The sequence below is a fragment of the Georgenia sp. H159 genome, assembly GCF_035607575.1.
Lineage (GTDB): Bacteria > Actinomycetota > Actinomycetes > Actinomycetales > Actinomycetaceae > Oceanitalea.
In genome coordinates this window covers 555707-581510 of record NZ_JAYDZY010000001.1, presented here as the reverse complement: position 1 = coordinate 581510, position 25804 = coordinate 555707, and the positions used below count along the sequence as shown (strand labels likewise).

The following is a 25804-nucleotide window of genomic DNA, read 5'->3' as shown; positions in this document are numbered from 1 at the left end:
CGAGCCGCCTCTCCTCGTCGTTCCACGCAATGAAAGCACGATTCCGTCCAGCGAATCTAGGTCGATCGCGCGATCCCTGTCAAGGGTCGCCCAGGCCCACGCCGGGGGGCACCCGCCGCGGGGTCACACTTCCGCGACCATCCGCCGGGCCGCGGTGGAGTGCTCGGCGACGAGCGCCTCGACGTCGAGCCCGGGAATCGCACCGTCGACGACGCGCCACTGCCCCGCGACCATGACCCGGTCCGCCGCGTCCGCCCCGCACAGGAGGAGCGCGGAGAGCGGGTCGTGGCTCCCGGAGAACCGCAGGCCGTCGAGCCGGAACAGCGCCAGGTCGGCCTGCTTGCCGACGGCGATCTCCCCCAGGTCCTCCCGGCCGAGAGCTCTGGCGGAACCGCGGGTTGCCCAGCCCAGCGCCTGCTCGGGAGTCACGGCGGCGGCGCCGTAGCGCAGCCGCTGGATGTAGAGCGCCTGGCGCACCTCCTCGATCATGTTCGAGGAGTCGTTGGACGCCGAGCCGTCGACGCCGATCCCGACCGGGACCCCCGCCTCCTCGAGCTCGAGGACCCGGCAGGTCCCCGACGCCAGGCGCATGTTCGACGTCGGGCAGTGCGCCACCGCCGTCCCGGCCGCCCCCAGGCGCGCGATCTCGCCGTCGTCGAAGTGGATGCCGTGCGCCAGCCAGGCGCGGTCCCCGAGCCACCCGACCGACTCGAGGTAGTCCACCGTGCGCATCCCGAACATCTGGAGGCAGAAGTCCTCCTCGTCCAGGGTCTCGGCGAGGTGGGTGTGGAGCCGCACGTCGAGCTCCTCCGCGAGCACGGCGGAGTCGCGCATGATCTCCCGGGTGACGGAGAACGGGGAGCACGGGGCGAGCGCGACCTGGATCTGCGCGCCCTCCCCCCGCTCGTGGTACGTCTCGACCAGGCGTCGCGAGTCCGCGAGGATCGTGTCGGCTGCCTGGACGACGGACTGTGGTGGCAGGCCGCCGTCGTCCTGGCCCAGGCTCATCGAGCCTCTCGTGAGGTGCGCCCGCATGCCGAGGCGGCGGGCCACCGATACCTGGACGTCGATCGCGTCGTCGAGGCCGCCCGGGAACAGGTAGTGGTGGTCGGCCGCCGTCGTGCACCCGGAGAGCAGGAGCTCGGCCAGGGCCACGGTGGTGGCGAGCTCGAGGTCGCGGGGGGTGAGCCGCGCCCACACCGGGTAGAGGTTCGTCAGCCAGGGGAAGAGCTCGACGCTCGCCACCGGGCCCCAGGCCCGGGTGAGGGTCTGGTAGAAGTGGTGATGGGTGTTGATGAGGCCGGGGATGACGACGTGCTCCCTGGCGTCGACGACCTCCTCGCACGGCGTGGCGGGCTCCGCGCCGTCGGCCAGCAGCTCGATGATCCGGCCCCCCTCGACGACGATCCCGCCGCGGGCGTCCTCACCCGGGGTGAGGACGGCCAGCGGGCTGCGGATCCAGGTACGGGCGGTCATCGGCGACCACCCCGCCTGCCCTTGCGGGGAGCGGCCTCGCGCCTGACCTGGGAGCCCTCGCCCTGCGTGCCGTTCTTCCCGGCGACGGGGATCTCGGCGCCGGTGGAGTCGACGAGCTTGCCGTTCCGGACGGTGTCGCCGTCCTCGAGCGCGTCGAGGACCGTGGGGCTGATGTACCGGACCCCGCGGGCCGCGACGACGGACGGGTTCGTCGGTGTCCCGGCGCGGAAGTGGTTGAACAGCAGGTTGAGCAGGACGGCCATGACGGCGGCGGAGGAGATGCCGGAGTGGAAGATCGTCGTGAACCAGTCGGGGAACCCGTCGTAGAACGTCGGCGCGACGATCGGGATCATCCCGAACGCGAGCGAGGACGCGACGATGACGAGGTTCATGTTGCCCTCGTAGTCGACCTTGGCCAGGGTCCGGATGCCGGCGGCGGCGACCGTGCCGAACAGGACGACACCCGCGCCGCCGAGCACCGGGGTGGGGATCGCCGCGACGACCCGGCCCAGCACCGGCAGGAGCCCGAGGACGAGCATGATGACGCCACCCGCCGCGACGACGAACCTGGACTTGATGCCGGTGATCGCGACGAGACCGACGTTCTGGGCGAACGCGGTCTGGGTGAAGGAGTTGAACACGGGGGCGACCGTCGAGGAGAGCATGTCCGCACGTAGCCCGTCGGCGATGCGCTTGGAGTCGACGTCGGTGCCGATGATCTCCCCGACGGCGAGGATGTCGGCCGTCGTCTCGGTCATGGTGACGAGGACGACGATGATCATCGAGATGATCGCGGCGATCTCGAACGTCGGCGCGCCGAAGGCGAAGATCTCCGGGACGGCGACGACCGCACCGTCGCCGACGCCCGAGAAGTCGGTCATGCCGAGGACGGCGGCGATGAGCGTGCCGATGACGATCGCGAGCAGGATGGACAGCCGCGAGATGGAGGCGACGCCGACCTTGGACAGCACCAGGACGATGACGAACGTGAGGAACGCGAGCCCGATGTTCGACACCGAGCCGAAGTCCGGGGAGCCCTGGCCGCCCATCGCCCAACCGGCAGCGACCGGCATGAGGGTGAGCCCGATCGTCGTGATGACGACCCCGGTGACCACCGGCGGGAAGAAGCGGATGATCTGGGCGAAGAACGGCGCGACGACGAGCCCGAACGCGCCGGCGACGAGCACGGCCCCGATGACGGCGGGTATCCCGCCCCCACCGGAGAGGATGGCGAGCATCGTCGCCACACCGGCGAAGGAGACGCCTTGGACGAGGGGAAGCTGCGACCCGAAGAACCGGACGCCCCAGCTCTGGAGGACCGTCGCTGCCCCGCCGATGAACAGGGCCGAGGCGATGAGCACGGCGATGTCGCCGTCGTCGAGACCTGCGGCCTGCCCGATGATGAGCGGCACCGCGATGATGCCGCCGTACATGGTGAGCACGTGCTGGAGGCCGTACGTGAACGACCGGCCGATCGGGAGCTTCTCGTCCTCGGGCCGCGCGGCCCGGACTGCTGCTTTCCTACTCATGGGGATCTCCTCGTCGAGACGGTGCCTGCGCAGGGCAGGCGTGATGACGGACATGTCGTGCGGGTCCTGCGGGAGCAGGTGGTGGGCTGAGTGGTCAGCCGATGACGTCGTGCAGCTCGGCGACGTGGGTGGGGCCTCGGGGATCGGCGTCGGCCGCGAGGCGGGCCAGCAGGTCGGCAGCGACGGAGACGGCAATGACGGCCGGGGACTTGCCGGTCAGCGTCGCCACGCCGATGGGACAGGTGATCGAGTCGACCGCGGTGGGTGGGTGGCCGCCCTCGATGAGCTTCTTGCGGAAGCGGGCCCACTTGGCCCGGGATCCGATGAGCCCGACGCTGAGGTCACCCCGGCGCAGGGCCGCATCGCACAGGACCATGTCCTCGGCATGGTCATGGGTCATGACGTAGACGTGCGCACCGGTGGGCAGGTCGGCGAGGACAGCCTCGGGCGCGGGGGCGTGGTGCACCCGCACGTCGGCGATCTGCCCCACCAGCTCCCCCGCGTCGTCGAGCTGGTCCGCCCGGGAGTCGACGAGGTGGACGATGAGCTGGTGCCGGGCGAGGATCCGCGCGAGCTCCAGGCCCACGTGCCCGACCCCGAAGACGGCGACCGTCGGGCGGGCGGGCAGCGGCTCAAGGAGCACGGTGACCTCCCCGCCGCAGCACTGCCGCCCGTGCCGGGTGGTGACCCGGTCGTTGAGGGACATCGTGATCGTCTCCGGTGTGCGCGCACCGGCCGCGAGCAGCTCCCGGGCGCGGTCGGTCACCGTCGCCTCGAGATTGCCCCCGCCGATGCTGTCGAAGGAGCCGTCGGTCGTGACGACCATCTTCGCCCCGGCCTCGCGGGGCGAGTGCCCGCGCACAGCGGACACCGTGACGAGCACGGCGGACCTGCCGTCGGCGCGCACCCGGGCGGCGGCCTCGAGCCAGTCCATGTCAGCCGTCCGACGCCCGCGCGACGGTCGCGCCGCTGCCCGCCGCGCCCGCACCGACGGTCCGGTGCCCGGTGTCGACCGCACCGTCGCCGTGGCCGGTGAACCCCCCGCCGGCGTGGGCCAGGCGCCCGTCCCGTCCGGCAGCGACGGCGTCGCCCGAGGCAACCAGCCCGAGGTTGTCGGCGTCCTCGACCGGCCCCGGCGCGGCGTCGGCCCGGGCGTCCTCGGCGGTCGCCGGACCGTCAGCCGCGGCCCGCGCGTCCTGCACCGCCCAGAAGACCGCCTCCGGGGTGGCCGGGCTGGCGAGCTCGAGTACATGGTCTGCCGGCCCGAACGCCATCGCAGCCTGGCGCAGCGCCTCCCGGACGGAGAAGGCGAGCATGAGCGGGGGCTCACCGACGGCCTTGGAGCCGTAGACCACCCCGGACTCCGTGGCGCGCTCGTAGAGGTGGACGTTGAGCTGCTCGGGCATCTCCGAGAAGGACGGCAGCTTGTACGTGCTCGCCCCCTGGGTGGCGAGGCGGCCGCGGCCGGGGCCGTCCGAGACGTCCCACCGCAGCTCCTCCAGGGTCAGCCACCCGGCGCCCTGGACGAACCCGCCCTCGATCTGTCCGATGTCGATCAACGGGGAGAGGGAGTCGCCCACGTCGTGGACGATGTCCGTGCGCAGGAACCGGTAGGCGCCCGTGAACCCGTCGACCTCGACCTCGGTGGCTGCCGCGCCGTAGGCGAAGTACTTGAACGGCTCCCCCTGCATGCGGGCGGAGTCCCAGTGCAGACCCTCGGTGCGGTAGTACCCGGCGGCGAACAGCGGCACGCGCTGGAGGTAGGCGGCGCGCACCACCTCGGCGAAGGACATCTCGGTGTCGGTGAACCCGATGCCGGTGACCTTGCCGTCGACGAAGCGGACGTCGTCGGGATGGATGTTGAGCTTGCGTGCCGCGACCTCGGCGAGCCGCTCGCGGATCTGCTCGCAGGCGTTCTTGATCGCGCCGCCGTTGAGGTCGGCGCCGGAGGACGCGGCGGTGGCGGAGGTGTTGGGCACCTTGTCGGTCCGGGTGGGGACGTGCCGGATCGCCGTCAGGGGCACTCCGAGCGCGGTCGCCGCGACCTGGCGCATCTTCGTGTACAGCCCCTGACCCATCTCGGTACCACCGTGGTTGATGAGGACGGAGCCGTCCTTGTACACGTGGACGAGGGCACCGGCCTGGTTGAAGGCGGTGAGGTTGAAGGAGATCCCGAACTTCACCGGGGTCATCGCCAGCCCGCGCTTGACGTGGGCGTGGGTCTCATTGAACTCGGCCACCGCTGCCTGGCGACGGGCGATGTCGGCCCGGTCCGTCAGCTGCTCCCAGATCTCGTGCAGTCGTTCGGCGTGGCGGACCGGCTGACCGTAGGGGGTCGCCTGGCCGGGCTCGTAGAAGTTGCGGCTCCGCAGCTCGCCGGGGTCGATCCCGAGCGCGGGCGCGCACCGGCCGAGGATGTCCTCGATGACGAGCATGCCCTGCGGGCCACCGAAGCCGCGGAAGGCGGTCTGGGAGGTCTTGTTCGTCCGCGCGATCCGGCCGAGGACCTCGATGTCGGGGATGAAGTAGGCGTTGTCGATGTGGCACAGGGCGCGGCCGAGCACCGCCTGGGACAGGTCGAGGGACCATCCTCCGTCCGCGGTGATGGTCGCCTGCAGGGCCAGGATCCGACCCTCCTCGTCGAACCCGACCTCCCATGTGGCGTGGAAGGGGTGACGCTTGCCGGTCATCGTCATGTCCTGCGTGCGGGTGAGGCGCAGGCGCACCGGACGGCCCGTCAGCACCGCACCCAGCGCGGCGACCGCGGCCAGCCCGTGCGGCTGCATCTCCTTGCCACCGAACCCGCCGCCCATGCGGAGCTGCTGGACGGTGACCTCGGCGGAGGTCAGACCCAGGACGTGGGCGACGATCTCCTGCGTCTCCGTCGGGTGCTGCGTCGAGGAGTGGACGAAGACCTGCCCGGCCTCGTCGACGTGCGCGAGGGCGGCATGGGTCTCGAGGTAGAAGTGCTCCTGCCCACCGAACTCGAACTCTCCGGTGAACCGGCGCGGGGCCCGCTGGAGCGCGCCGGCGGCGTCCCCGCGCGAGACCGTCGGCTGGGCGCCCTGGAAGGACCCGGCCGCGATCGCCTCGCTCAGCGTGAGGAGGGAGGGCAGCGTCTCGTACTCGACCTCGATCGCCTCGGCACCGCGGCGGGCGGCGTCGAGGGTCTCCCCGAGCACCCAGCACACCGCGTGGCCGAAGTAGCGGGCCTCGGTCGGGAAGAGCGGCTCGTCGTGGTGGATGCCGGCGTCGTTGACGCCCGGGACGTCCGCAGCGGTGAGGACCTTGACGACGCCGTCGACGTCGTAGGCGGGGTCGACGCGCATCGAGGTGATGCGCGCATGGGCGTGTGGGGCCTGGAGGGGCCAGGCGTGCAGCGCCGCGGGCGTGCGAACGACGAGGTCGTCGGTGTACAGCGCCGCACCGGTCACGTGCAGGTCGGCGCTCTCGTGCGAGACGGTCAGCCCGACGACCGGGTTGACGGGACGGTCGGCCAGGGACGTCATCGGGCCACCTCCATGGCTGTGGACGGCTGGGACTGTGCGTGGAAGCGCAGGAGTGCCTGCTCGAGCATGGCCGCGCGGTACCGGGCGGACGCACGGTGGTCGTCCATCGGCGTGCCCTCGGCGGCCATCGACGCCGCGGCGCGGGCGGCGGTCGCTGCGTCCCACGCCGCCCCGGCCAGCAGGTCCTCGGTGGCGAGCGCCCGGATCGGGGTGGCGGCCACCCCGCCGAGCCCGATGCGCACCTCGGAGACGGTGCCGCCGTCGAGCTCCATGGCGATGGCCACGGCCACGGACGAGATGTCGTCGAAGCGGCGCTTGGCGATCTTGTAGAACGCGGTGTGCCGGGCCAGCGGCACGGGGATGCGCACGGCGCGGATGATCTCCCCGCGCGCCTTGACGGTCTGTCGGTAGCCCGTGAAGTAGTCGGCCAGCGGGACCTCACGCTCACCCTCGGTACCCGCCAGCACGAGCACCGCGTCCAGGGCCAGGAGAACGGGGGCGGAGTCGCCGATCGGCGAGGCCGTGCCGAGGTTCCCGCCGAGTGTGGCGCTGTTGCGGATGAGGCGGGAGGCGAACTGTGGGAAGAACTCGGCGAGCAGCGGGACCCGCCCGGCCAGACCGCGCTCGATCTCGCTGAGGGTGAGGGCTGCCCCGATCTCCACGGTGTCCGAGCCGATCTCCAGGGTCCGCAGCTCGGGGAGCCGGTCGACGGCCAGGACGGCGCCTGGGCGAGCGTGCCGGATGTTGACGTCCACACCGGCGTCGGTGGCACCGGCCACCAGGACGGCGTCAGGGTTCTCCGCGTACCGCTCGAGCAACTCGGCCAGCGAGGCCGGCCGGACGAACTCGGTGTCCGCGGTGACGACGCGCGTGGGCAGCGGCGGCGGGGCCGCCATGGTCCGCCGCAGCGCCACCCGGTCCTCCTCCTCGGGCATGCCCAGCGCGTAGGCAGCGTCGCGGATCGGGCGGTACCCGGTGCACCGGCACAGGTTCCCGGACAGCGCGTGCAGGTCGAAGCCGTTCGGGCCGACCTCGTGGTCCGCGGCGTGCTCCGCACCGACGACGGACGGGCCCGTCGCGGCGTCGTCGTCGGACGTCGCGGCATCGCCGTCGGTCAGGGTGCGCTCGGGACGGTAGTACTCCGCCGCCATCGAGCAGACGAAGCCCGGCGTGCAGTACCCGCACTGGGAGCCGCCCCGCGCCGCCATCTCGCGCTGGACCGGGTGCAGATCGCCGTCCCGGCAGGCGCCCGGGGCGGTGCCCAGCCCCTCGGCGGTGAGGATCTCCTGACCCTCGAAGGCCAGCGCCGGCGGGAGACACGCGTTGACCGCGGTCCATCGGGTGCCCTCGTCCCCGTCGGGGCGAGCCACGAGCACGGCGCAGGCACCGCACTCCCCCTCCGCGCAACCCTCCTTGGCGCCGGTCAGACCCTTCTCCCGCAGGTAGTCGAGCAGCCGCACGTGCGGGGACACGTCCATCGTCGTGGTGCGGCCGTTGACCGTCATACTCCTGCGGTCCATGTGTCACTCCTCGACGAGTTGCCCCACCGCCCAAGCAACGGTGCTTGTTCAGGACGATAGTCCTCCGCGAAGCGCCACACAAGATGAATGGAAGAAAACTTCCGCGATATGATAAGTCACTCCGGGCTTTCGGCCTTGCGTCGCATCCCCCGTCGACGACATGTCACGCCGAGCGGTCGCCACATCGGTATAGACTTTCCGTTGTGTGGAAGGTGGGACGATCGCCCCTCCTTCGTTGCTGACGAAGTGCGGGAGGACTCATGTCGGCTGGCTCCAGCGTCCAATCCGTGGACCGGGTGATCGACCTTCTCGAGGGGCTCACCGACCTCGGCGGTTCCGCTGCGCTGAGCGAGCTCGCCGCCGCGGCGCAGCTGCCGCTGCCGACGATCCACCGGCTCATGCGCACCCTCGTCATGCGCGGTTACGCCCGCCAGCTGCCCTCGCGACGCTACACGCTGGGCCCTCGGCTCATCCGCCTCGGCGAGAGCGCCGGACGCCAGCTCGGCGCCGGTACCCGCCCGCACCTGGAGCGCCTGGTCCGCGAGCTGGGTGAGAGCGCGAACCTCGCGATGATCGACCGTGACATGGCCGTCTACGTCGCACAGGCCTCCTCCTCGCACTCGATGCGGATGTTCACCGAGGTCGGACGCCGCGTCTACTGCCACTGCACGGGCGTGGGCAAGGTGGTGCTCGCCCAGCTGCCTGACGACACCGTCCGCGAGATCGTCGGACGGGTCGGGATGCCGCCCGCGACCGAGCAGTCGATCACCACGCTCGACGCGCTGCTCGAGGAGATGGCGGCCGTGCGCGAACGTGGGTACGGCATCGACGACGGCGAGCAGGAGGTCGGCGTCCGCTGCTTCGCCGTGCCGGTTCCCGGAGCACCGACCCCGACCGCCCTGTCCGTCTCGGGGCCCGCAGCCCGCGTGACGTACGAGTTCGGCGAGGCAGCGGTGCCGCTACTTCACGAGGTCGCGGCCGACATCTCCACCGAGATGCTCTCGGTGGGCTGAGCGCCGATGTCCGAGGCCGCGCTGCCTGCCCGGTTCGCCGCACTCGTCGGCGACTTCCTGGCGTTGGCACCGCCGGACCGCGTCGCGCTGCTCATCGAGCTCGGCGACGACCTGCCCGAGCTGCCCGAGCACCTCCGCTCCCACCCCGAGCTGCTCGAGCCCGTGACGGAGTGCCAGTCCCCGCTGTCGGTGCTCGCGGTCGTCGAGCACAGCGGTGCCGGAGCCGTGGTCCGGCTGCACGTCGCTGCAGCGCCGCACGCTCCTGTCACGCGCGGTTTCGCAGGCGTCCTGCACACGACGCTCGACGGCTCACCGGCGAGTGAGGTGCTGGCTCTGCCTGGCGACGTCGCCGGCGCCCTCGGGCTGGACGGAGTGGTGAGCCCACTTCGGCTGCGCGGGTTCACGGCACTGCTGGCACGGGTCCAGCGGCAGGTGGCCGTGGGCACGCAAGGGGTGTCGGACTGACGGAGCAGCGGCACGGGCCGACAGTCACCGCCGGCCCGTGCCGCCCCTCCCGCGCAACGCCGCACCCCCCGCGACACGGCGCTCCCGGTCACACGAAGAAGATGTAGCGGGCCGCGAGCAGCGCCGCCACCACGTAGAGGACCGGGTGCACCTTGCGCGCTCCACCGGTGAGCGCCTGGATGACGCAGTAGCTGATGACGCCCAGGCTCACCCCGTTGGCGATGGAGAAGGTGAGCGGCATCGTGATGATGGCGAGGAAGGACGGGACACCCTCGGAGATCTCGTCCCACTCGATGTGTCGGATCCCGTCCATCATCATCGCCCCGACGAGGATGAGCGCCGGCGCAGTCGCCGCGCCGGGGATCGCCGCGGCGAGCGGCCAGAGGAACATCGCCACGACGAACAGCAGACCGGTGACCGTCGAGGTCACCCCCGTGCGCCCGCCGTCCTGGATGCCCGAGGCGCTCTCCACGTAGGTGCCGGTGGTCGAGGTGCCCATGAAGGAGCCGAACATCGTGGCGACCCCGTCCATCGCGAAGACGGTCTTGGCGCGCGGCATGTCGCCGCGCTCGTCGAGGTAGCCGGCCTTCTGCGCCAGGCCGGTGAGGGTCCCGGTCGTGTCGAAGAAGTCGACGAAGAAGAAGGTGAACACCACCGTGAACAGGCCCAGGCCCACGGCCCCGGCGATGTCGAGCTGTCCGACGAGCTCGGAGGGCCAGACCGGTGCCGCGACGACGCCGTCGGTGAACCCGGGGAAGGCCTGGAGCGCGCCGTCCTCCCCGCCCTCGTACACCTGCGCGCCGGCGAGGACCGCGATGACGGAGCTCGCCCCGATGCCCCACAGCAGCGCTCCCTTGACCTTGAGCTGGAGCAGGACGGCGATGATGACGAGGCCGACGACCGCCACCCACGCGGTGGGCGCGCTGAGGTCCCCGAGCGTGACGAGCGTGGCCTCGTCCGTGACGACGATGCCGGCGTTGCGCAGCCCGAGGAACGCGAGGAAGGTGCCGATCCCGGCCATGATGGCGAGCTTGAGGCTCTGCGGGATGGCCATGACGATCGCCCGGCGCGCGCCCACGACGCTGAGGATGACGAACAGGACGCCGGAGATGAACACCGCGCCGAGCGCGGTCTGCCACTCCACCCCCATGCCGAGGACGACGGTGAAGGAGAAGAACGCGTTGAGCCCCATCCCGGGGGCCTGGGCGAACGGGTAGCGCGCGACGATCCCCATGAGGAAGCAGCCGACGCTGGCCGCGATGGCCGTCGTCATGAGCAGCTGGACCTGGGCGTTCGGGACGTCGATCGCCGCGCCGAGGATCTGGGGGTTGACGAAGAGGATGTAGCTCATCGTCAGGAAGGTCACCAGGCCGGCGCGGGCCTCCCGGGGGAAGGTCGAGCCCGCTGCCGTGACACCGAAGAACCGGTCGAGCGGTCCACCGGCGAGGCGGCCCTTGCGGGTGCCGTCCGGCCGTGGCGCGGACGCGCCCGTGGGTACGTGCTCCTTGGTCGTGCTCATGATGCCTCCTGTGGTGAGGCCCCGCCGACCGGCACTGGTCGCGGGGTGTGGATCTGCTGGCCGCCGACCCAGACGGCGGAGATGTCTGCGGGTGAGCCGAGGCTGATGAGCCTGCCGAGCGCGTCGGTCGGGTCCGCGGCGTGCGGCAGGACGGTCCGCAGCGTCCCGCCCGGTTGCGGGCGCACCCACACGGCGTCGAACTGCCTGCCCGGGGAGAGGTCGCCCACCTCGTCACCCAGGCCCAGCGCGGTCGCGCCGGAGCGGGTGGCGAGGTGGAGCAGGTCGGCGGCGGTGAGCGGGTAGCCCCGGGCGCCGAGCAGCTGCTGCACGAAGTAGGCCTGCAGGCCCTCCTTGAGGAGGCAGAAGCCCGTGCCGGCACCGACGTCGGAGCCGAGCGCGACCCGCACGCCCGCGTCCAGGTGCCGGCGGAGTGGGAACAGCCCGCTGCCCAGGGCCGCGTTCGACGACGGGCAGTGGGCGATCGTCGCCCCGGCCGCCCCGAGCACCTCGAGCTCGTGGTCGGTGGGGTGGACGTTGTGGGCGAGGACCGACCGCTCCGTGACCAGGCCGTGCCGGTCGTAGGTGTCGACGTAGTGCCGGCTCCCCGGGAACAGGCCGAGGACCTCGGCGACCTCCTCCTGGTTCTCGTTGAGGTGACTGGTGAAGAGCCGGCCCTCGGCGGGGTCCCCCATCAGCTCGGCACACACCGCGAGCATCTCGGCGGTCGTGGACAGCGAGAACCGCGGGGTGACGGCGTACCTCAGGCGGCCCCGACCGTGCCACCGCTCGGCCAGCGTCTGCCCCGCCGCGAGCGCGGCCTCGGGCGTCTGCAGCAGCTCGGGGCGCAGGATGCGGTCGCTCAGCACCATGCCGGACGTGAGGCGCAGCCCCGTGTGCTCGGCCTCGGCGAAGAGCGCGTCGACGGCGCCGGCGAAGTGCGAGCCGAACACCAGCGCGGTGGTCGTGCCCGACCCCACCAGGCAGCGGAGGAAGTCGCGGGCCACCCCGCGGGCGTACTCGGTGTCCGCGAGCCGTGCCTCCTCGGGCAGCGCGCGGTCTCGCAGCCAGGTGAGCAGGGACATCCCCAGGCCGCCGATGATCCGCACCTGCGGGAAGTGGACGTGGGTGTCGACCAGCCCGGGCAGCAGGATACCGTCACGCAGGTCGACGACGTCGTCACCCGGGTAGGCCCCCCGGGCGGTGGCCGGGTCGGTCCGGGCCACGACGACGCCGTCGTGCACGACGATCGCGCAGTCCTCGTCGGCACGCAGCCCGTCGCCCAGCGCACCCGGCGTGTCCAGGACGGTCGCACGGAAGATGGTCACAGGTGCTCCTCGTCGAGCCCGGCACAGCCACGCTACGACCACGGGTGGTCCCGTGGCCGAGGCATGGTTTTGTGTCCGGTCGACGGCGGGGTCGCTAGGTTATCCATGCCGAACGACGACCCCGGCACGTGACGCACACTACTGGTACCGCCACCGCCGGGCAATCACTTTCGGAAGAACACTTCCGTCAGGTGGATCAGCCGAGGTCGAGGGCGAGGAGGTCCTCCTCGGTCTCCGGCCGCACGATGAACCGTGCCCGCCCCTCCCGCACCGCGAGCACCCCGGGGCGGGGCAGCAGGTTGTAGTTCGAGGCCATCGACCGTCCGTACGCCCCCGTCGCCGGGACGGCGAGGAGGTCCCCGGGCGCCACGTCGTCGGGGAGCAGGACGTCACGGACGACGATGTCCCCGCTCTCGCAGTGCTTGCCGACGACGCGGGACAGGACGGTGGGGGCCTCACTGCGGCGGCCGGCGACGGTCGCGGTGTACTCGGCGTCGTACAGGGCGGTGCGGATGTTGTCGCTCATCCCGCCGTCGACGGAGACGTAGCGGCGGGCGGACCCGTCGTCGAGGACGACCGGCTTGACGGTCCCCACCCGGTAGAGGGTGAGTCCGGCGGGGCCGACGACGGCGCGGCCCGGCTCGACCGAGACACGCGGCGGGGCGCTGCCGAGCTCCTCGCACGCGCGCCGTACGACGGCCGCGAGCGCCGGCGCGATCTCCTCGGGCGTCGGTGGCACGTCGGCGCCGGTGTAGGAGATGCCGTAGCCGCCGCCGAGGTCGAGCTCGGGCATGAGCGTGCCGGTGTCGGCCGCCACCTCGGCGCGCAGCGTGAGGAGGGCACCGGCCGCCACCTCGAAGCCCGCCAGGTCGAGGATCTGGGACCCGATGTGGGAGTGCAGGCCGAGCAGGGTGAGCTCGGGCCGGGCGAGGACGGCGTCGACGGCGGCGCGCGCGGCTCCGCTGGCGAGCGAGAGGCCGAACTTCTGGTCCTCGTGGGCGGTGGAGATGAAGTCGTGGCCGCCGGCGTGCACACCGGTCGTCACGCGGATCATCACCGGGGCCGGCAGTCCCAGGGCGCCCGCGAGGTGGGCGAGGTGCTCGATCTCGCCGAGGGAGTCCACGACGATGCGGCCAACCCCGGCGCGCAGCGCCCGCTCCAGCTCGGCGGTGGACTTGTTGTTGCCGTGGAGCGCGATCGCGTCGCCCGGCACCCCGGCCCGCAGTGCGACCGCGAGCTCTCCGCCGGTGGAGACGTCGACGTGCATCCCCTCCTCGTGCACCCACCTGTCGACGGCGACCGACGCGAAGGACTTGCTCGCGAAGTAGACGTCGGCTCCGGCGAGGTCGGCGAACGCCGAGGTGAAGGCGGTGACGAAGGCCCGGGCCCGACGGCGGAGGTCGGCCTCGTCGAGCACGTACACGGGCGTGCCGTGCTCGACGGCGATGTCCCGCACATCGAGGCCGCCGACCTCGATGCTGCCCTCCGCGGTCCGGCGCACGGTGCCCGACCACGGGGTGCGGGGGTCGCCGGCCACCGGCTCGGGGGCCGCCGTCGGGGCGCTCACATCCGCTCCGGGGCGGAGACGCCGAGCAGGCCGAGGCCGGTCGCGAGCACCTGGGTGGTCGCGTCGTTGAGCCACAGCCGGGTGCGGTGGGTGTCGTCGACGGGCTGGTCCCCGCGGGGGGTGACCCGGCACTGGTCGTACCACTTGTGGTAGGTGGCGGCGACGGTCTCGAGGTAGCGCGCCACCCGGTGCGGCTCCCGTAGCGTGGCGGCCTGCTCGAGGGTCTCCGGCAGCTGCGCCAGCACCCCGAGGAGCGCGCCGTCGGCCGGGTGGTCGAGCAGCTCGGGCGCGAAGCCGTCCTCGCGGCGCACGCCGTGCTCCGCGGCGTTGCGCATGACGTTGCGGGTGCGGGCGTGCGCGTACTGGACGTAGTAGACCGGGTTGTCGTTGGAGTGCTGGACGAGCAGGTCGAGGTCGATGTCGAGCATCGAGTCGGTGGACGAGCGGGTGAGCGCGTACCGGGCGGCGTCCACGCCGACCGCGTCGACGAGGTCGTCGATCGTCAGCACGGTGCCGGCCCGCTTGGACATCCGCAGCGGCTCACCGTTCTTCAGCAGGTTGACGAGCTGGCCGATGAGGATCTGCAGGTTGACGCCCGGGGTGTCGCCGAACGCGGCGCACACCGCCATCATCCGGCCGACGTACCCGTGGTGGTCGGCACCGAGCATGATGATGACCTCGTCGAATCCACGCTCGCGCTTGTCGAGGTAGTAGGCGATGTCACCGGCGATGTAGGCGGCCTCACCGTCGGACTTGATGACGACGCGGTCCTTGTCGTCGCCGAAGGTCGTCGTGCGCAGCCACGTCGCGCCGGCGTCCTCGTAGACGTGCCCGGCCTCCCGGAGGCGCTCGACGGCGCGGTCGACGGCGCCGGAGGCGTGCAGGGAGTCCTCGTGGAAGTAGACGTCGAAGTCGACGCCGAAGTCGTGCAGCGCCGCCTTGATCTCCGCGAACATGCGCGCGACGCCGCGGGCCCGGAAGACCTCCTGGGCCTCGGCGTCGGGCAGGGTCCGCGGGTCGGGGTCGCCGTCCGCCTCGGCGTCGGCCACGACGGCGGCGGCGATGTCGCTGATGTACTGGCCGCCGTACCCGTCCTCCGGGGCTTCCTGGAACCGGGCCCGGGCGAGCAGCGAGCGCGCGAAGCGGTCGATCTGCGCACCGTGGTCGTTGAAGTAGTACTCGCGGGCGACCTCGGCGCCGGTGGCCTGGAGCACCCGGGCCAGGGAGTCACCGACCGCCGCCCAGCGCACGCCACCGATGTGGATGGGGCCGGTGGGGTTGGCCGAGACGAACTCGAGGTTGATCCGGGTGCCGCGGCGGGTCTCGCTGCGGCCGTAGGCCGGACCGGCCTCGACGATGCTGCGGGCGAGCTCGCCGGCAGCACCCGCCTCCAGCCGGATGTTGAGGAAGCCGGGACCGGCGACCTCGGCCGCCGCGATCCCGGCGGCCCGGCCGAGCCGCTCGGCGAGGGTCTCGGCGAGCGCCCGGGGCGCCGTCCCGGCCTTCTTCGCCAGCTGCATGGCGACGTTCGTCGCCCAGTCCCCGTGCTCGCGCTGGCGCGGCCGCTCGACCTTGACGGCGCCGATCTCCTCGGCGGGCAGCGAGAGCGTGCCGTCGGCGACGGCGTCGAGCAGGCAGGAGCGGATGAGCGCGGCGAGTTCGGTCGGAGTCACGCCGGCCAGCGTACCCGCGCTGCCCGGCTCACCCCGCGTCCGGGCGGCGCCGCCGCCCACGGCGGTCCGTCAGAGCGGGAAGCTGGAGTAGAACGGGCTGATGTAGTCCGAGTGCCCGGTGATCTCCAGGACGTGCCCGCGGTCGGTCGTCCACACGTACCGTCCGCGCTCACGGTCCCCGTCGACCGGGAAGAAGGCCCAGTAGGTGCCGGTGTCGTTGGTGTAGGTGGAGCCCGTGTCCACCTGCTCACCGTCGGTGCGCTCCACCAGCCGCGTCGCGAAGGCGTCCGCGGCCTCGTTGTCCGGCCAGAGCGTCGCGAGCATCTCGATGCGGTACTCACCCGCCACGTAGACGCCGCGCCACGCCTCGACGGCCCCCTCGATGCCCTCGTCGGGGACGAAGCCCTCCTCGCTCAGCTCGAAGGTGAGGTCCTCCACGGAGACGGTCTCCTCGAGGTCCTCGCGCAGCTCGGTGCTGGGCTCGGTCGGCTCGGGGGTCGCGGCCGGCGTCGTCGGCTCCTCGGTGGGCTCGTCGGTGGGGGCCGCCGTGTCCTCGGTGGTCGGGGCGGTCGTGGGCTCGGCGTCGGTGGTCGCCTCGACCGTCGCGGGGGCGACCGGGTCCTGCTCGCCGTCGTCGTCGTTCAGGAGCAGGGCGGCGGCGATCCCACCGGCGATCAGCAGGAGGATGACCGCGACGACGACGGGCACGACCCAGCGGCGGCGGCCCTCCTCGGGCACCGCGTCGGGCTCGGGCTCCGTCGTGCTGGCCTCGGAGTAGATCGTGCGGCCCGGGTCCGGGGCCTGGCCGTAGGTGGGTTCGGCCGGAGTCCCCGGCCGGGTGTCGGGCACGTCGTACGGCGAGCGGGCGAAGCTCTCTGTCGCCTCGCCACCGGCCTCGTCCGGCGTCCCCGGCGTGCGGGGACCGTCGGCGTCTCCCGGCGTGCCCGTGGGGCCCGTCGGCGGCTGCTGGCTCATGTCGTCTCCTCACGCGTCCGGCACCGGGCGCGGCACACACCCGGTCCTGCGGCGACCACACTATGGCGTGTCGCCCCGCCTGTCGCACGGCGAGCCGCCGACGTGGCGCTCGCCACGGCGGCCGGTGTCCGGACCGACCGACCGTCGGTGATAGCATCGCCGGGGTCATTGCCCCTGTAGCTCAGTGGATAGAGCGTCTGCCTCCGGAGCAGAAGGTCGCTGGTTCGAATCCAGTCGGGGGCACCGAGGTCGGTGCCGGGACGAGCGTGGTCGCTCGAGGGTCGGCGCCGGCCACAGCTCGCGGCCGAGGCGTCGCGGGGCTCAGCGCGGGTGCCACCACGACGGCAGCAGCGACATGATCTCGCGGGACCGCCGCTCGGAGTCGGTCTCGTCCTGCTCCGACCAGACCCCGAGCGCGGCGGCGCAGGCCGCCCCGACCATCCGCGCCGCGGTCTCGTGGTCGACGTCGATGCCCCTCCCCCGGTCCCCGAGCCGGCTGTTGGCCTCCACCGCCTGCTGCGCGAGGACGTCCGCGGAGATCCGCTGGAAGTGGTGGTCGCCGCCCGAGGCGAACAGCCGCCGGTAGACGGAGCGGTTCTCGGCGATGTGGTCGAGCATCCTCACGAGCGCCCGCCGGTAGTGCTCGGGCACGTCCTCGGCGGCGTCGGGGACGTCGTCGTCGGTGACGCTGCTGAGCTCGTCGACGAGCCGCGCGAAGGTGTACGCAGCGAACTCCGCGACGGAGGAGAAGTGCTTGTAGAAGGTGGTCCGGTGGATGCCGGCCACCCGGCAGAGCTCGGAGACGTTGATCTCGCTGATCGACTGGGTCTCCAGCAGGGAGCCCATCGCGCGCTCGAGGAGCGACAGAGTCCGCCGCGTGCGCGGGTCCGTCGGCGGCTCGTGGAGGGTCATCGCCCAATTGTGCACCACGGCTCGTCCCTTGGAAGGGCGAATGTCCTGCCTTAGAACCCCTCGTCCGCGATCCACTCGCCGCGCGCGCGGAGCACGTCACGCAGCGCCGTCGGGCGGTCGGTGACGATCCCGTCGACCCCGAGGTCGAGCAGGCGGTGGATGGTCGGCGCGTCGTCGATGGTCCACACGTGGACGGCGAGGCCCAGCTCGTGGGCGCGCCGGACGAAGGCGGGTGTGACGACCGGGATGCCGCGATGGCTGGGCGGCACCTGCACACACACAGCCCGGCGCGGTCCCTCGCCCGACGGAGTGGGGACCGCACGCACGGGACCGCCGACCCCGGCGGCCGTCAGGAGGAGTGCGGTCTCCCGGCGTCCCAGGCTCGTCGCGACCCGGCCGTCGGTGACCCGGCGCGCGACTCTCAGCCGCCGGTCGGAGAAGGAGGCGAGGCAGACCCTGTCGCCGGCCCCGGCCTCCGCGACGACCCGCAGGGCGGGACCGACGACCGAGTCCTCCTTGAGGTCGAGGTTGAACCTCAGCCGGGGGAAGTCGGACAGCGCCTCGTCGAGACGCACGAGGCGCCCACCCGACCGGTCGCGCAGCCGCGCCGCCTGCGCCCAGCTGAGCTCGGCGAGCGGGCCGTGCCCGTCGGTGGTGCGGTCGACCGTGGGGTCGTGGAGCAGGACGACGACGCCGTCCGCGGTGCGGTGCAGGTCGGTCTCGAAGTAGCGGTAGCCGAGCCCGGCGGCGTGCTCGAGGGCAGCCCGCGAGTTCTCCGGCACCTCCGCGCTCCCGCCGCGGTGCGCCAGCGCGATCGGGCCGGGCAGGCCGAGGTAGCCACTGCCCCTCGACCGGTCCTCGGTCAGGAGGCCGTGCACTGGCTGGGCGCGACCATCGTGAGGCCGAGCGAGGCGAGGAAGGCCACCGGGTCGACGGTCGTGCCGTAGGCGCGGGTCGGGAAGGGGTGACGCGGCCGGGGTGTCTCGTCGGCGGGGTCGTCGGTGGAGTCCTCGGACTCCTCGCCCGGCTCGGTCGGGTCGGGGGTGGGCTCCGCGCCCGGCTCGGTCGGGTCGGGGGTGGGCTCCTCAGCGGGCTCCGTCGGGTCGGGGGTGGGCTCCGCGCCCGGCTCGGTCGGGTCCGGGGTGGGCTCCGCGCCCGGCTCGGTCGGGTCGGGGGTCGGCTCCGCGCCCGGCTCGGTCGGGTCCGGGGTGGGCTCCGCGCCCGGCTCGGTCGGGTCCGGGGTCGGCTCCGCGCCCGGCTCGGTCGGGTCCGGGGTCGGCTCCGCGCCCGGCTCGGTGGGGTCCGGGGTGGGCTCCGCGCCCGGCTCGGTCGGGTCCGGGGTGGGCTCCGCGCCCGGCTCGGTCGGGTCCGGGGTGGGCTCCGCGCCCGGCTCCGTCGGGTCCGGGGTCGGCTCCTCACCTGGCTCCGTCGGGTCCGGGGTCGGCTCCTCACCCGGCTCGTCCGTCGGGCTCGGTGTGACGTCGCCGGTGAGCGCCGTCAGCGTGCGCGCCGGGGCGTTCTTCCTCAGGCCCAGCCCGGCGTCGGACGTGTGGATCTCGAAGTGCAGGTGGGGTCCGGTGGAGTTGCCGTTGTTCCCCACCTCGGCGATGACCTCGCCGGCGCGCACCTGCTGGCCCGGCTCGACGAAGATACCGTCCGGGTACATGTGGACGTACCAGCTGTAGAACGTCGTGTCCTCGACCGTGTGCTCGATGATGACGAGCTCGCTCGACCGTCCGAGGCGCCCGGCACCGGTGTAGACGACGGTGCCGTCGGTCACCGCGTGGATCGGCGTGCCGAGTGGCGCCGCGTAGTCGTTGCCGGTGTGCATCGTGTAGGTGCCGAAGATCGGGTGCGTCCGGAACCCGTAGGGGGAGGTGAGGCGGTAGCTCCCTGGGGCGACGGGGGAGCTCGCGCACACCGGCGCCTCCGCCTGCGTGGTCGTCCCGGACATCGTCGTCCCGGACATCACGTCACCGGTCGCGGCCTTGAGGGTCGCGACCGACTCGCTGACGAGGACCACGCCGCCGCCGAGCCCGAAGGACTCCGGCTCCTCGGTGACGTCCGCCTCGAGCCTGAGGCTCGCCTGGACGAAGGCACTGCCCGTGAGCTTGGCGGTGCTCGGGCCGGCGGTCCCGACGCCGGTCAGCGCGGTCGCACCGAGGAGGAGGGCCGCACAACCGGCCACGCCGGCGCGACGCAGCCGCGCGCCCAGCAGCTGGTCACCCGCGGGCTGGGCGTCCGTCGCAGGGGCATCGGCGCTCGGCGCCGGCGGCTTCCCTGGCTCAGACATGCACGTCCCCTCGACTCCACGGCCGCGTCTGCGCGGCTCGCCCCAGAGTAACGGAGCTCACACGGCGGGTCTATCGCCCCCGGGTGCCGTCTCGCGAGACGGTCGGCCGTCGCGGGGGTGACCCGGCCCGCCGCCGGGGGTGACTCAGCAGTCGGCCGCGAGCGGGACGGCACCGCGGTCGGCGAGGAACGCCCCCGGGTCCGTCGTCGTGCCCTGCTCGTCGAGGTGGATCTCGAGGTGGAGGTGCGGGCCCGTGGAGTTGCCGTTGTTGCCGACCTCGCCGATGACCTCGCCGGCGCGCACCTGCTGCCCCTCGGTGACGAACACGCCGTCGGGGTACATGTGGACGTACCAGCTGTAGAACGTCTCGCCCTCGACCTCGTGCTCGATGATGACGAGCATGCTCGAGCGGCCGTCGAGACCCTCACCGGCGTGGACGACGACCCCGTCGGCGACGGCGTGGATGTCGGTGCCGAGCGGGGCGGCGAAGTCGAGGCCCGCGTGCATCGTGTAGGTGCCGAAGATCGGGTGGACCCGGTTCCCGTACAGCGAGCTCTGCGAGTAGGAGCCGACGACGAGCGGCATGACGACGCGCTCACCGCCCAGAGCTGCTCCCGCGCCGTTGGCCCCGCTGCCGGCGACGGACCGGCACATCGCGGCGCTGCGGTCGCTGCTGCGCGAGCTCTGCACCAGTGCCCGGGCCGCCGCACCGGAGTCGGCGAGCAGCGCGGAGACGCTCCCGGCGCGGTCGGTGTCGAACTGTGTCGCGGCCGCGTCGAGGGAGTCGAGGACGGTGGCGCCGGCGGGGACGGTGGCCACCGACGGTGCCGCCTCGGGGACCTGCTCGGCGGGGCCGGCGAAGCCGGCGATCGGTGCCACGATCGTGACGGCACCGAGGGCGCCGACCACCGCGGCGCGGGGCATCCAGCGAGGTGCTTGCACCCGGGCGGGGCGGCGTCCGGCGGTGCGGCGCTCGGCGCGGGCGCGCTCCTGCTCGGCCGCCCGCCGCTCCGCGCGGGTGCGGTACACCGCACCGGTGTCGGCCGGCGTGCTGTCGTGCTGCGGCTCCGAGGAGCCGGTGGCCGTCTCGGCCACTGCTGCCGCGGTCTGCGTCTCGCCGGCACCGTCGGCCACCGAGGTGACCCCGACGTCGCTGCGTGCCTCGACCCGGGCGATCCGGCCGTCGAGCGGGACGGTGGCGACGCGGGCGCCACGGCTGAAGCGAGTGGCGGACCTGCGGAGCGCGGCCTGCTCGGCGAGGCGCTCGGCTTCCCGGATCTGCCGTCGCGTCAACGGTGCCGTGGTGGGCATCGAGGCGCGCACGGGCATAGGGAACCTTTCGAAGGAGCGGAGGGGGGTGGCCGGAGGACCGGCGCTTGTCACGAAACAGTAACGACCGGCGTGTCCGGCGTCCATAATCGCGCCGAACCCTGTGCACAAGTGGTTCAGGACCGCGCGCTGTGTCGCTGCATCGAGTCAGAGACCTCGCCGACGAGCTCCTCGAGGATGTCCTCGAGGAAGACCACGCCGACCGTCCGTCCACCGGCCTCGACGACCCGTGCGAGGTGGGTGCCCGTCCGCTGCATGACCGCCAGGACGTCCTCGATCTCGTCCGACGGCGCGACTGCGGGCAGCGCACGCACCCGCCAGTGCGGGATCGGCTGCTCACGCGCCGGGCCGTCCGCGTAGAGCACGTCCTTGATGTGGAGGTACCCGTGCACAACCAGGTCAGCGTTGCGCACCGGGAAACGGGAGAAACCCGTCCGCGCGACGGCCGACTCGAAGGTCTCGGGGGTCGCACCGTCGTCCAGCGTGATGAGCCTCTCATCGGCGACCATGACCTCCGCGGCATCCTTGGCGGAGAACTCCAGTGCCCCGGAGAGCAGGCCGAGCTCGTCGTGCAGCACCCCCTCCCGCTGCGAGCGCTCGATGATCGCGGCGACCTCCTCCGCCGTGAACGCCGAGGTCACCTCGTTCTTCGGTTCCACGCCGACGGCACGCAGGATGAGGTTGGCGAGCTCGTTGAGCGCGCGCACGAGCGGGGACAGCACCCGCGCGATGAGCACGAGCGGCGGCCCGAACCACATGGCCGCCTTCTCCGGGCTAGTGACGGCCAGGTTCTTGGGGACCATCTCCCCCACGACGACGTGCAGGTAGATGACGATCGCGAGCGCGACGGCGAAGCCGACGACGTGCGCGGACGCCGCAGGAAGGCCGAGGTCGGTCAGCGGCCCCTCGACCAGCCGGGCGATGGCCGGCTCGGCCACCGCGCCGATCCCGGTGGAGCACACCGTGATCCCGAGCTGCGCGCAGGCCATCATGAGCGTGGCGTGCTCCATCGCCCACAGCACCGTCCGGGCGCGCCGCGACGTCGCGGCGAGCGGCTCGACACGGCTGCGCCGGGCGGACATGATCGCGAACTCCGCGCCGACGAAGAAGGCGTTGGCGAGGAGCAGGACGAGGCCGACGCCGAGTGCGGTACCCGAGCTCACGCGTCCACCTCCACACCGCGCACCCGCAGGCGCTCGATGCGCCGTCCGTCCATCTGCTCGACCCGCAGGACGACGCCCGGCAGCTCGACCTCGTCCCCGACGGTCGCGATGCGACCCAGCCGCGCCATGACGAGACCGCCGAGGGTCTCGTAGGGACCGTCGTCGGGCACGACCAGGCCCGCGACGTGGGCGAGCTCGTCGGGACGCAGCACCCCGGGGACGATCCAGCTGCCGTCCGCGGTCGTGTGTGCCCTGGTCCGGCGCCGGTCGTGCTCGTCGGAGACCTCGCCGACGAGCTCCTCGACGACGTCCTCGAGCGTGACGATCCCGGAGGTGCCGCCGTACTCGTCGACGACGACGGCCATCTGCATGCCGTCGTCACGCAGGGACACGAGCAGGGCCGCCAGGCCGAGGGTCTCGGGCACGCGCGGGGCCGGGATCATCAGGCTCGTCGACGTCACCGGGACCTCGCCGCGCCGCTCGTAGGGCACGGCGATCGCGCGCCGCAGGTTGACCAGCCCGACCACGTCGTCGTGGTCGTCACCGACGACGGGGAAGCGCGAGTGGCCGGTCGTCCGCGCGGCCGTGACGACGTCCGCGGCCGTCGCCGTCCGGGGCAGCGCCGTCATCCGCACCCGGTCGGTCATGACGTCGACGGCGGTGAGCGAGCCGATACCGATCGACCGGGTGAGCAGGGTGGCGGTCCCGATGTCGAGCGTGCCCTGCTCGGCCGAGCGGCGCACGAGCGCAGCGAGCTCGCTGGCGGACCGGCCGCCCGCGAGCTCCTCGACCGGCTCGACGCCGAAGGTGCGCAGGATCGCGTTCGCGTTGCCGTTGAGCAGGGAGATGACGGGGCGCAGCACCCGGGTGAAGGCGCGCTGCAGGGGCGCGACGACACCGGCGGTCGCGAACGGGTCGGCCAACGCCAGGTTCTTGGGCACGAGCTCCCCGAAGAGCATGGAGAAGCCGTTGACGAGGACGAGGGAGACGACGACGGCCGTCGCCCCGGCGGCCGCCGTCGCCAGGCCGGTGGACCCGAGCGGCCCGCTCAGCAGGGTGACGAGCGCCGACTGGGCCGTGTAGCCGAGGAGCACCGTGGTCAGCGTGATGCCGACCTGCGCCCCGGAGAGCTCGGTGGACAGGTGCTGGAGCGCGCGCTGGACCCCGAGCGCGCGACGGTCACCGGCGGCGACGCGCCGGTCGACGGTGGCCGGGTCCATGGCGACGAGGGAGAACTCGGCCGCCACGAAGACGGCGGTCCCCGCGGTGAGCACCACACCCAGCAGGACCATCAGCCACTCGGTCAGCACCGGGACGCCCCGGGCTGAGAGGAGGCGGCCGGACGGCCGCCGGGACTTCGGGGCTCGGCGTCCGGTTCGCCGCCGGGGCGACCGGCGTCCGCCTCGCCCCCGGGACTTCGGGGCTCGGCGTCGGGCTTCTGCGCGGCGGTGCTCGCGGCGGGAGCCGGTGGGGTCGTTCGTTCGGGCATAGTGGGCACACGATACCGGTACACGGCACGTGGACGGCTACCCCGGGGCGCTCGTGTGCCACAGTGCACTCATGGCGCCCACCGGTCCCGGAAGCAACGACCAGACCCGTGTGCTCGTCGTCGAGGACGAGCCCGACATCGCTGCGCAGATCGCCCACCGCCTGGCCGCGGAGGGATGGCGGGTGGAGATCGCCGGCGACGGTCTGGGCGGCGTGGAGACCGCGCGGACCTTCCTGCCCGACGTCGTCGTGCTGGACGTCATGCTCCCGGGGATCGACGGTCTGGAGGTGTGCCGCCGGATCCAGGCCGAACGGGAGGTCCCGGTGCTCATGCTCACCGCCCGTGACGACGAGACCGACATCCTCGTGGGGCTCGGCGTGGGCGCCGACGACTACATGACCAAGCCGTTCTCCATGCGGGAGCTGCTCGCGCGGCTCAAGGCCCTGCTGCGGCGGGCTGAGCGGGCACGGCGCACCGCCGTCGAGGAGACCGCCGAGACCGCGGAGCCGCCGCTCCAGCTCGGCGACCTCGAGGTCGACCGCAGCCAGCGCCGGGTCCGCCGGGCCGGGAGCGAGGCACACCTCACCCCCACCGAGTTCGACCTGCTCGTGTGCCTGGCCTCCAGCCCGCGCACCGTCTTCTCCCGGGAGAAGCTGCTCGCGGAGGTCTGGGACTGGGCAGACGCCTCCGGCACGCGGACCGTCGACTCCCACGTCAAGGCGCTGCGGCGCAAGCTCGGCGCGGACCTCGTGCGCACCGTCCACGGCGTGGGCTACGCGCTGGAACCGACCGGGGACGCCACGGGAACGCGATGAGCGACGGCAGCGCGCGGCACGCCCGCGGCGGCCTGCGGATGTCGCGGCCGCTCGACCGCTTCCGCTCCCTGAAGATCAAGCTCGGCGTGCTCGTCGCCGTGACGGTGACGGCCGCGGCGTTCATCACCTGGCTCGGCCTCCGCTACGAGCTCGGCCCCACCCGCACCTTCCCGCTCGCGATCATCTCGGCGCTCGTCGTCACCCAGGTGCTCGCCCACGGCATGACGTCACCGCTGCGGGAGATGACCGCGGCTGCCCGGGCGATGGCGCGCGGCGACTACTCCCGGCGGGTGACCGCCACGAGCAACGACGAGGTGGGCGAGCTCGCCAAGGCCTTCAACCAGATGGCGGAGGACCTCGCCTCGGTGGACACCGCGCACCGTGAGATCGTCGCGAACGTGTCCCACGAGCTCCGCACGCCGGTGGCGGCACTGCAGGCCCAGCTGGAGAACCTGGCCGACGGCGTCGTCCCGGCCACCCCCGAGTCCCTCGAGAGTGCGCTCCGGCAGACCCAGCGGCTCGGGCGGCTCGTCGGCTACCTGCTCGACCTGTCCCGGGTGGAGGCCGGCGTCGTCGGCCTGGAGGTGGAGGACGTCCCGGTGCGCGAGCTCGTCGAGGAGGCCGTGACCGTGGCGGCCACCGCGGCGCAGGCCGCGGGGCGCGACGTCCGCTGGGAGGTACGGGTCGAGCCCGCGGAGCTGCGGCTGCGGGTGGACCCCGTCCGGATCTCCCAGGTGCTGGCGAACCTGCTCGACAACGCGGTGCGTCACACACCACCGGGCACGCTCGTGTCGGTCCGGGCGTTCTCCGCGGTGCTGCGCGGCGAGGTGGTCATCGACGTCGTCGACTCCGGGTCGGGCATCCCGGTCGCCGACCGGGAACGCGTCTTCGAGCGGTTCCAGCGAGGGAACAGCCCCTCGGTGACGGGGAGGGTGAGCACCGGCGGGACCGGTCTGGGGCTGGCGATCTCCCGCTGGGCGGTGGCCATCCACGGCGGCACGATCCAGGTCGTCGACTCCCAGGAGGGTGAGGGGACGACCATCCGGCTGCGGCTGCCCGCCCGCGGTCCACGCGTCCCACGGTCCCCGGGGACGTTGCAGGGTCCCGCCTGACGCTGCCTTGACCGCCGGTTGAGACTGACGTCCCGAGGCACCGGGCGGGTCGGCTGATACCGCCCGATTCGCCCGCTGGGCGCGGCCTCGTCGGGCCCGATCGCCTACGCTTGAAGAGCA

Annotated in this window: 20 protein-coding genes and 1 tRNA gene; 5 read left to right on the top strand and 16 right to left on the bottom strand. The window is 72.8% G+C overall.

Features of this window, described 5'->3' with window-relative positions; translation table 11 throughout:
- Positions 1-123 precede the first annotated feature (123 nt).
- The 5 genes from VR894_RS02685 to VR894_RS02665 form a co-directional block, all read right to left on the bottom strand.
- Positions 124-1476, bottom strand: coding sequence for an 8-oxoguanine deaminase (locus tag VR894_RS02685; protein ID WP_324649761.1), 1353 nt, complete (start codon positions 1474-1476; stop codon positions 124-126).
- On the bottom strand, positions 1473-3005 hold the full coding sequence (locus tag VR894_RS02680) for a nucleobase:cation symporter-2 family protein (protein WP_324649760.1): 1533 nt from the start codon (positions 3003-3005) through the stop codon (positions 1473-1475). Before VR894_RS02680 ends, VR894_RS02685 begins: the two co-directional genes overlap by 4 nt.
- Before the next feature lie 94 nt (positions 3006-3099).
- A complete protein-coding gene (gene xdhC / locus VR894_RS02675) occupies positions 3100-3939 on the bottom strand; it encodes a xanthine dehydrogenase accessory protein XdhC (RefSeq protein ID WP_324649759.1) in 840 nt (279 codons plus the stop codon).
- 1 nt (position 3940) lies between these two features.
- Positions 3941-6514, bottom strand: coding sequence for a xanthine dehydrogenase molybdopterin binding subunit (gene xdhB / locus VR894_RS02670; RefSeq protein ID WP_324649758.1), 2574 nt, complete (start codon positions 6512-6514; stop codon positions 3941-3943).
- On the bottom strand, positions 6511-8034 hold the full coding sequence (locus VR894_RS02665) for a xanthine dehydrogenase small subunit (protein WP_324649757.1): 1524 nt from the start codon (positions 8032-8034) through the stop codon (positions 6511-6513). Before VR894_RS02665 ends, xdhB begins: the two co-directional genes overlap by 4 nt.
- A gap of 260 nt (positions 8035-8294) precedes the next feature.
- On the opposite strand from VR894_RS02665, the gene VR894_RS02660 reads away from it, so the two are divergent.
- Both VR894_RS02660 and VR894_RS02655 read left to right on the top strand, forming a co-directional pair.
- Positions 8295-9047 (top strand): IclR family transcriptional regulator, encoded by a 753-nt coding sequence (locus VR894_RS02660; protein WP_324649756.1) that lies wholly within the window; start codon positions 8295-8297, stop codon positions 9045-9047.
- Between the two features lie 6 nt (positions 9048-9053).
- Positions 9054-9512 carry a SufE family protein gene (locus VR894_RS02655; protein WP_324649755.1) on the top strand — a complete coding sequence of 153 codons (459 nt, stop codon included), beginning with the start codon at positions 9054-9056 and terminating at the stop codon, positions 9510-9512.
- Positions 9513-9600: 88 nt separating this feature from the next.
- Here VR894_RS02655 and VR894_RS02650 read toward each other — a convergent pair whose 3' ends face one another.
- The 5 genes from VR894_RS02650 to VR894_RS02630 all read right to left on the bottom strand — a co-directional run bounded on the left by VR894_RS02650 (position 9601) and on the right by VR894_RS02630 (position 16571).
- The gene (locus VR894_RS02650; protein ID WP_324649754.1) at positions 9601-11031 is read right to left on the bottom strand and encodes an NCS2 family permease; all 1431 of its coding nucleotides are present in this window, start codon (positions 11029-11031) and stop codon (positions 9601-9603) included.
- Positions 11028-12356 carry a guanine deaminase gene (locus VR894_RS02645; protein WP_324649753.1) on the bottom strand — a complete coding sequence of 443 codons (1329 nt, stop codon included), beginning with the start codon at positions 12354-12356 and terminating at the stop codon, positions 11028-11030. Before VR894_RS02645 ends, VR894_RS02650 begins: the two co-directional genes overlap by 4 nt.
- 196 nt (positions 12357-12552) lie before the next feature.
- Complete coding sequence (gene lysA, locus VR894_RS02640) at positions 12553-13923, bottom strand: diaminopimelate decarboxylase (RefSeq protein WP_324649752.1); 1371 nt, start codon at positions 13921-13923, stop codon at positions 12553-12555.
- Positions 13920-15596, bottom strand: coding sequence for an arginine--tRNA ligase (gene argS / locus VR894_RS02635; RefSeq protein WP_324649751.1), 1677 nt, complete (start codon positions 15594-15596; stop codon positions 13920-13922). Before argS ends, lysA begins: the two co-directional genes overlap by 4 nt.
- Positions 15597-15665: 69 nt before the next feature.
- Positions 15666-16571: a hypothetical protein gene (locus VR894_RS02630; RefSeq protein ID WP_324649750.1), complete on the bottom strand. Its 906-nt coding sequence runs from the start codon at positions 16569-16571 to the stop codon at positions 15666-15668.
- Between the two features lie 170 nt (positions 16572-16741).
- Here VR894_RS02630 and VR894_RS02625 point away from each other — a divergent pair.
- A tRNA-Arg gene (locus VR894_RS02625) sits at positions 16742-16814 on the top strand.
- 78 nt (positions 16815-16892) lie between these two features.
- Here VR894_RS02625 and VR894_RS02620 read toward each other — a convergent pair.
- The 6 genes from VR894_RS02620 to VR894_RS02595 form a co-directional block, all read right to left on the bottom strand.
- Positions 16893-17483, bottom strand: coding sequence for a TetR/AcrR family transcriptional regulator (locus VR894_RS02620; RefSeq protein ID WP_324649748.1), 591 nt, complete (start codon positions 17481-17483; stop codon positions 16893-16895).
- Positions 17484-17533: 50 nt separating this feature from the next.
- A complete protein-coding gene (locus VR894_RS02615; protein WP_324649747.1) occupies positions 17534-18361 on the bottom strand; it encodes a glycerophosphodiester phosphodiesterase in 828 nt (275 codons plus the stop codon).
- Positions 18346-19776, bottom strand: a complete 1431-nt coding sequence (locus tag VR894_RS02610) for a peptidoglycan DD-metalloendopeptidase family protein (RefSeq protein WP_324649746.1) — start codon at positions 19774-19776, stop codon at positions 18346-18348. Before VR894_RS02610 ends, VR894_RS02615 begins: the two co-directional genes overlap by 16 nt.
- Before the next feature lie 144 nt (positions 19777-19920).
- Positions 19921-21105: a M23 family metallopeptidase gene (locus VR894_RS02605; RefSeq protein WP_324649745.1), complete on the bottom strand. Its 1185-nt coding sequence runs from the start codon at positions 21103-21105 to the stop codon at positions 19921-19923.
- A 116-nt stretch (positions 21106-21221) separates the two neighbouring features.
- Entirely contained in the window at positions 21222-22268 is a 1047-nt protein-coding gene (locus tag VR894_RS02600) for a hemolysin family protein (RefSeq protein WP_324649744.1), read from the bottom strand.
- Positions 22265-23578, bottom strand: a complete 1314-nt coding sequence (locus tag VR894_RS02595; protein ID WP_324649743.1) for a hemolysin family protein — start codon at positions 23576-23578, stop codon at positions 22265-22267. The genes VR894_RS02600 and VR894_RS02595 overlap by 4 nt, the downstream gene beginning before the upstream one ends.
- Before the next feature lie 250 nt (positions 23579-23828).
- On the opposite strand from VR894_RS02595, the gene VR894_RS02590 reads away from it, so the two are divergent.
- Positions 23829-24572 (top strand): response regulator transcription factor, encoded by a 744-nt coding sequence (locus VR894_RS02590; RefSeq protein WP_324649742.1) that lies wholly within the window; start codon positions 23829-23831, stop codon positions 24570-24572.
- Positions 24569-25684, top strand: a complete 1116-nt coding sequence (locus VR894_RS02585; RefSeq protein WP_324649741.1) for a HAMP domain-containing sensor histidine kinase — start codon at positions 24569-24571, stop codon at positions 25682-25684. Before VR894_RS02590 ends, VR894_RS02585 begins: the two co-directional genes overlap by 4 nt.
- Positions 25685-25804 lie beyond the last annotated feature (120 nt).

Bases quoted from the DNA above. Each gene is read 5' to 3' on its own strand.
- VR894_RS02590 (WP_324649742.1), top strand. From the start codon at position 23,829: ATGGCGCCCACCGGTCCCGGAAGCAACGACCAGACCCGTGTGCTCGTC.
- xdhC (WP_324649759.1), bottom strand. From the start codon at position 3,939: ATGGACTGGCTCGAGGCCGCCGCCCGGGTGCGCGCCGACGGCAGGTCC.
- VR894_RS02620 (WP_324649748.1), bottom strand. From the start codon at position 17,483: ATGACCCTCCACGAGCCGCCGACGGACCCGCGCACGCGGCGGACTCTG.
- VR894_RS02660 (WP_324649756.1), top strand. From the start codon at position 8,295: ATGTCGGCTGGCTCCAGCGTCCAATCCGTGGACCGGGTGATCGACCTT.
- VR894_RS02585 (WP_324649741.1), top strand. From the start codon at position 24,569: ATGAGCGACGGCAGCGCGCGGCACGCCCGCGGCGGCCTGCGGATGTCG.
- VR894_RS02685 (WP_324649761.1), bottom strand. From the start codon at position 1,476: ATGACCGCCCGTACCTGGATCCGCAGCCCGCTGGCCGTCCTCACCCCG.
- VR894_RS02630 (WP_324649750.1), bottom strand. From the start codon at position 16,571: ATGAGCCAGCAGCCGCCGACGGGCCCCACGGGCACGCCGGGAGACGCC.
- VR894_RS02650 (WP_324649754.1), bottom strand. From the start codon at position 11,031: ATGAGCACGACCAAGGAGCACGTACCCACGGGCGCGTCCGCGCCACGG.
- VR894_RS02665 (WP_324649757.1), bottom strand. From the start codon at position 8,034: ATGGACCGCAGGAGTATGACGGTCAACGGCCGCACCACGACGATGGAC.
- VR894_RS02610 (WP_324649746.1), bottom strand. From the start codon at position 19,776: ATGTCTGAGCCAGGGAAGCCGCCGGCGCCGAGCGCCGATGCCCCTGCG.
- VR894_RS02605 (WP_324649745.1), bottom strand. From the start codon at position 21,105: ATGCCCGTGCGCGCCTCGATGCCCACCACGGCACCGTTGACGCGACGG.
- xdhB (WP_324649758.1), bottom strand. From the start codon at position 6,514: ATGACGTCCCTGGCCGACCGTCCCGTCAACCCGGTCGTCGGGCTGACC.
- VR894_RS02680 (WP_324649760.1), bottom strand. From the start codon at position 3,005: ATGAGTAGGAAAGCAGCAGTCCGGGCCGCGCGGCCCGAGGACGAGAAG.
- VR894_RS02655 (WP_324649755.1), top strand. From the start codon at position 9,054: ATGTCCGAGGCCGCGCTGCCTGCCCGGTTCGCCGCACTCGTCGGCGAC.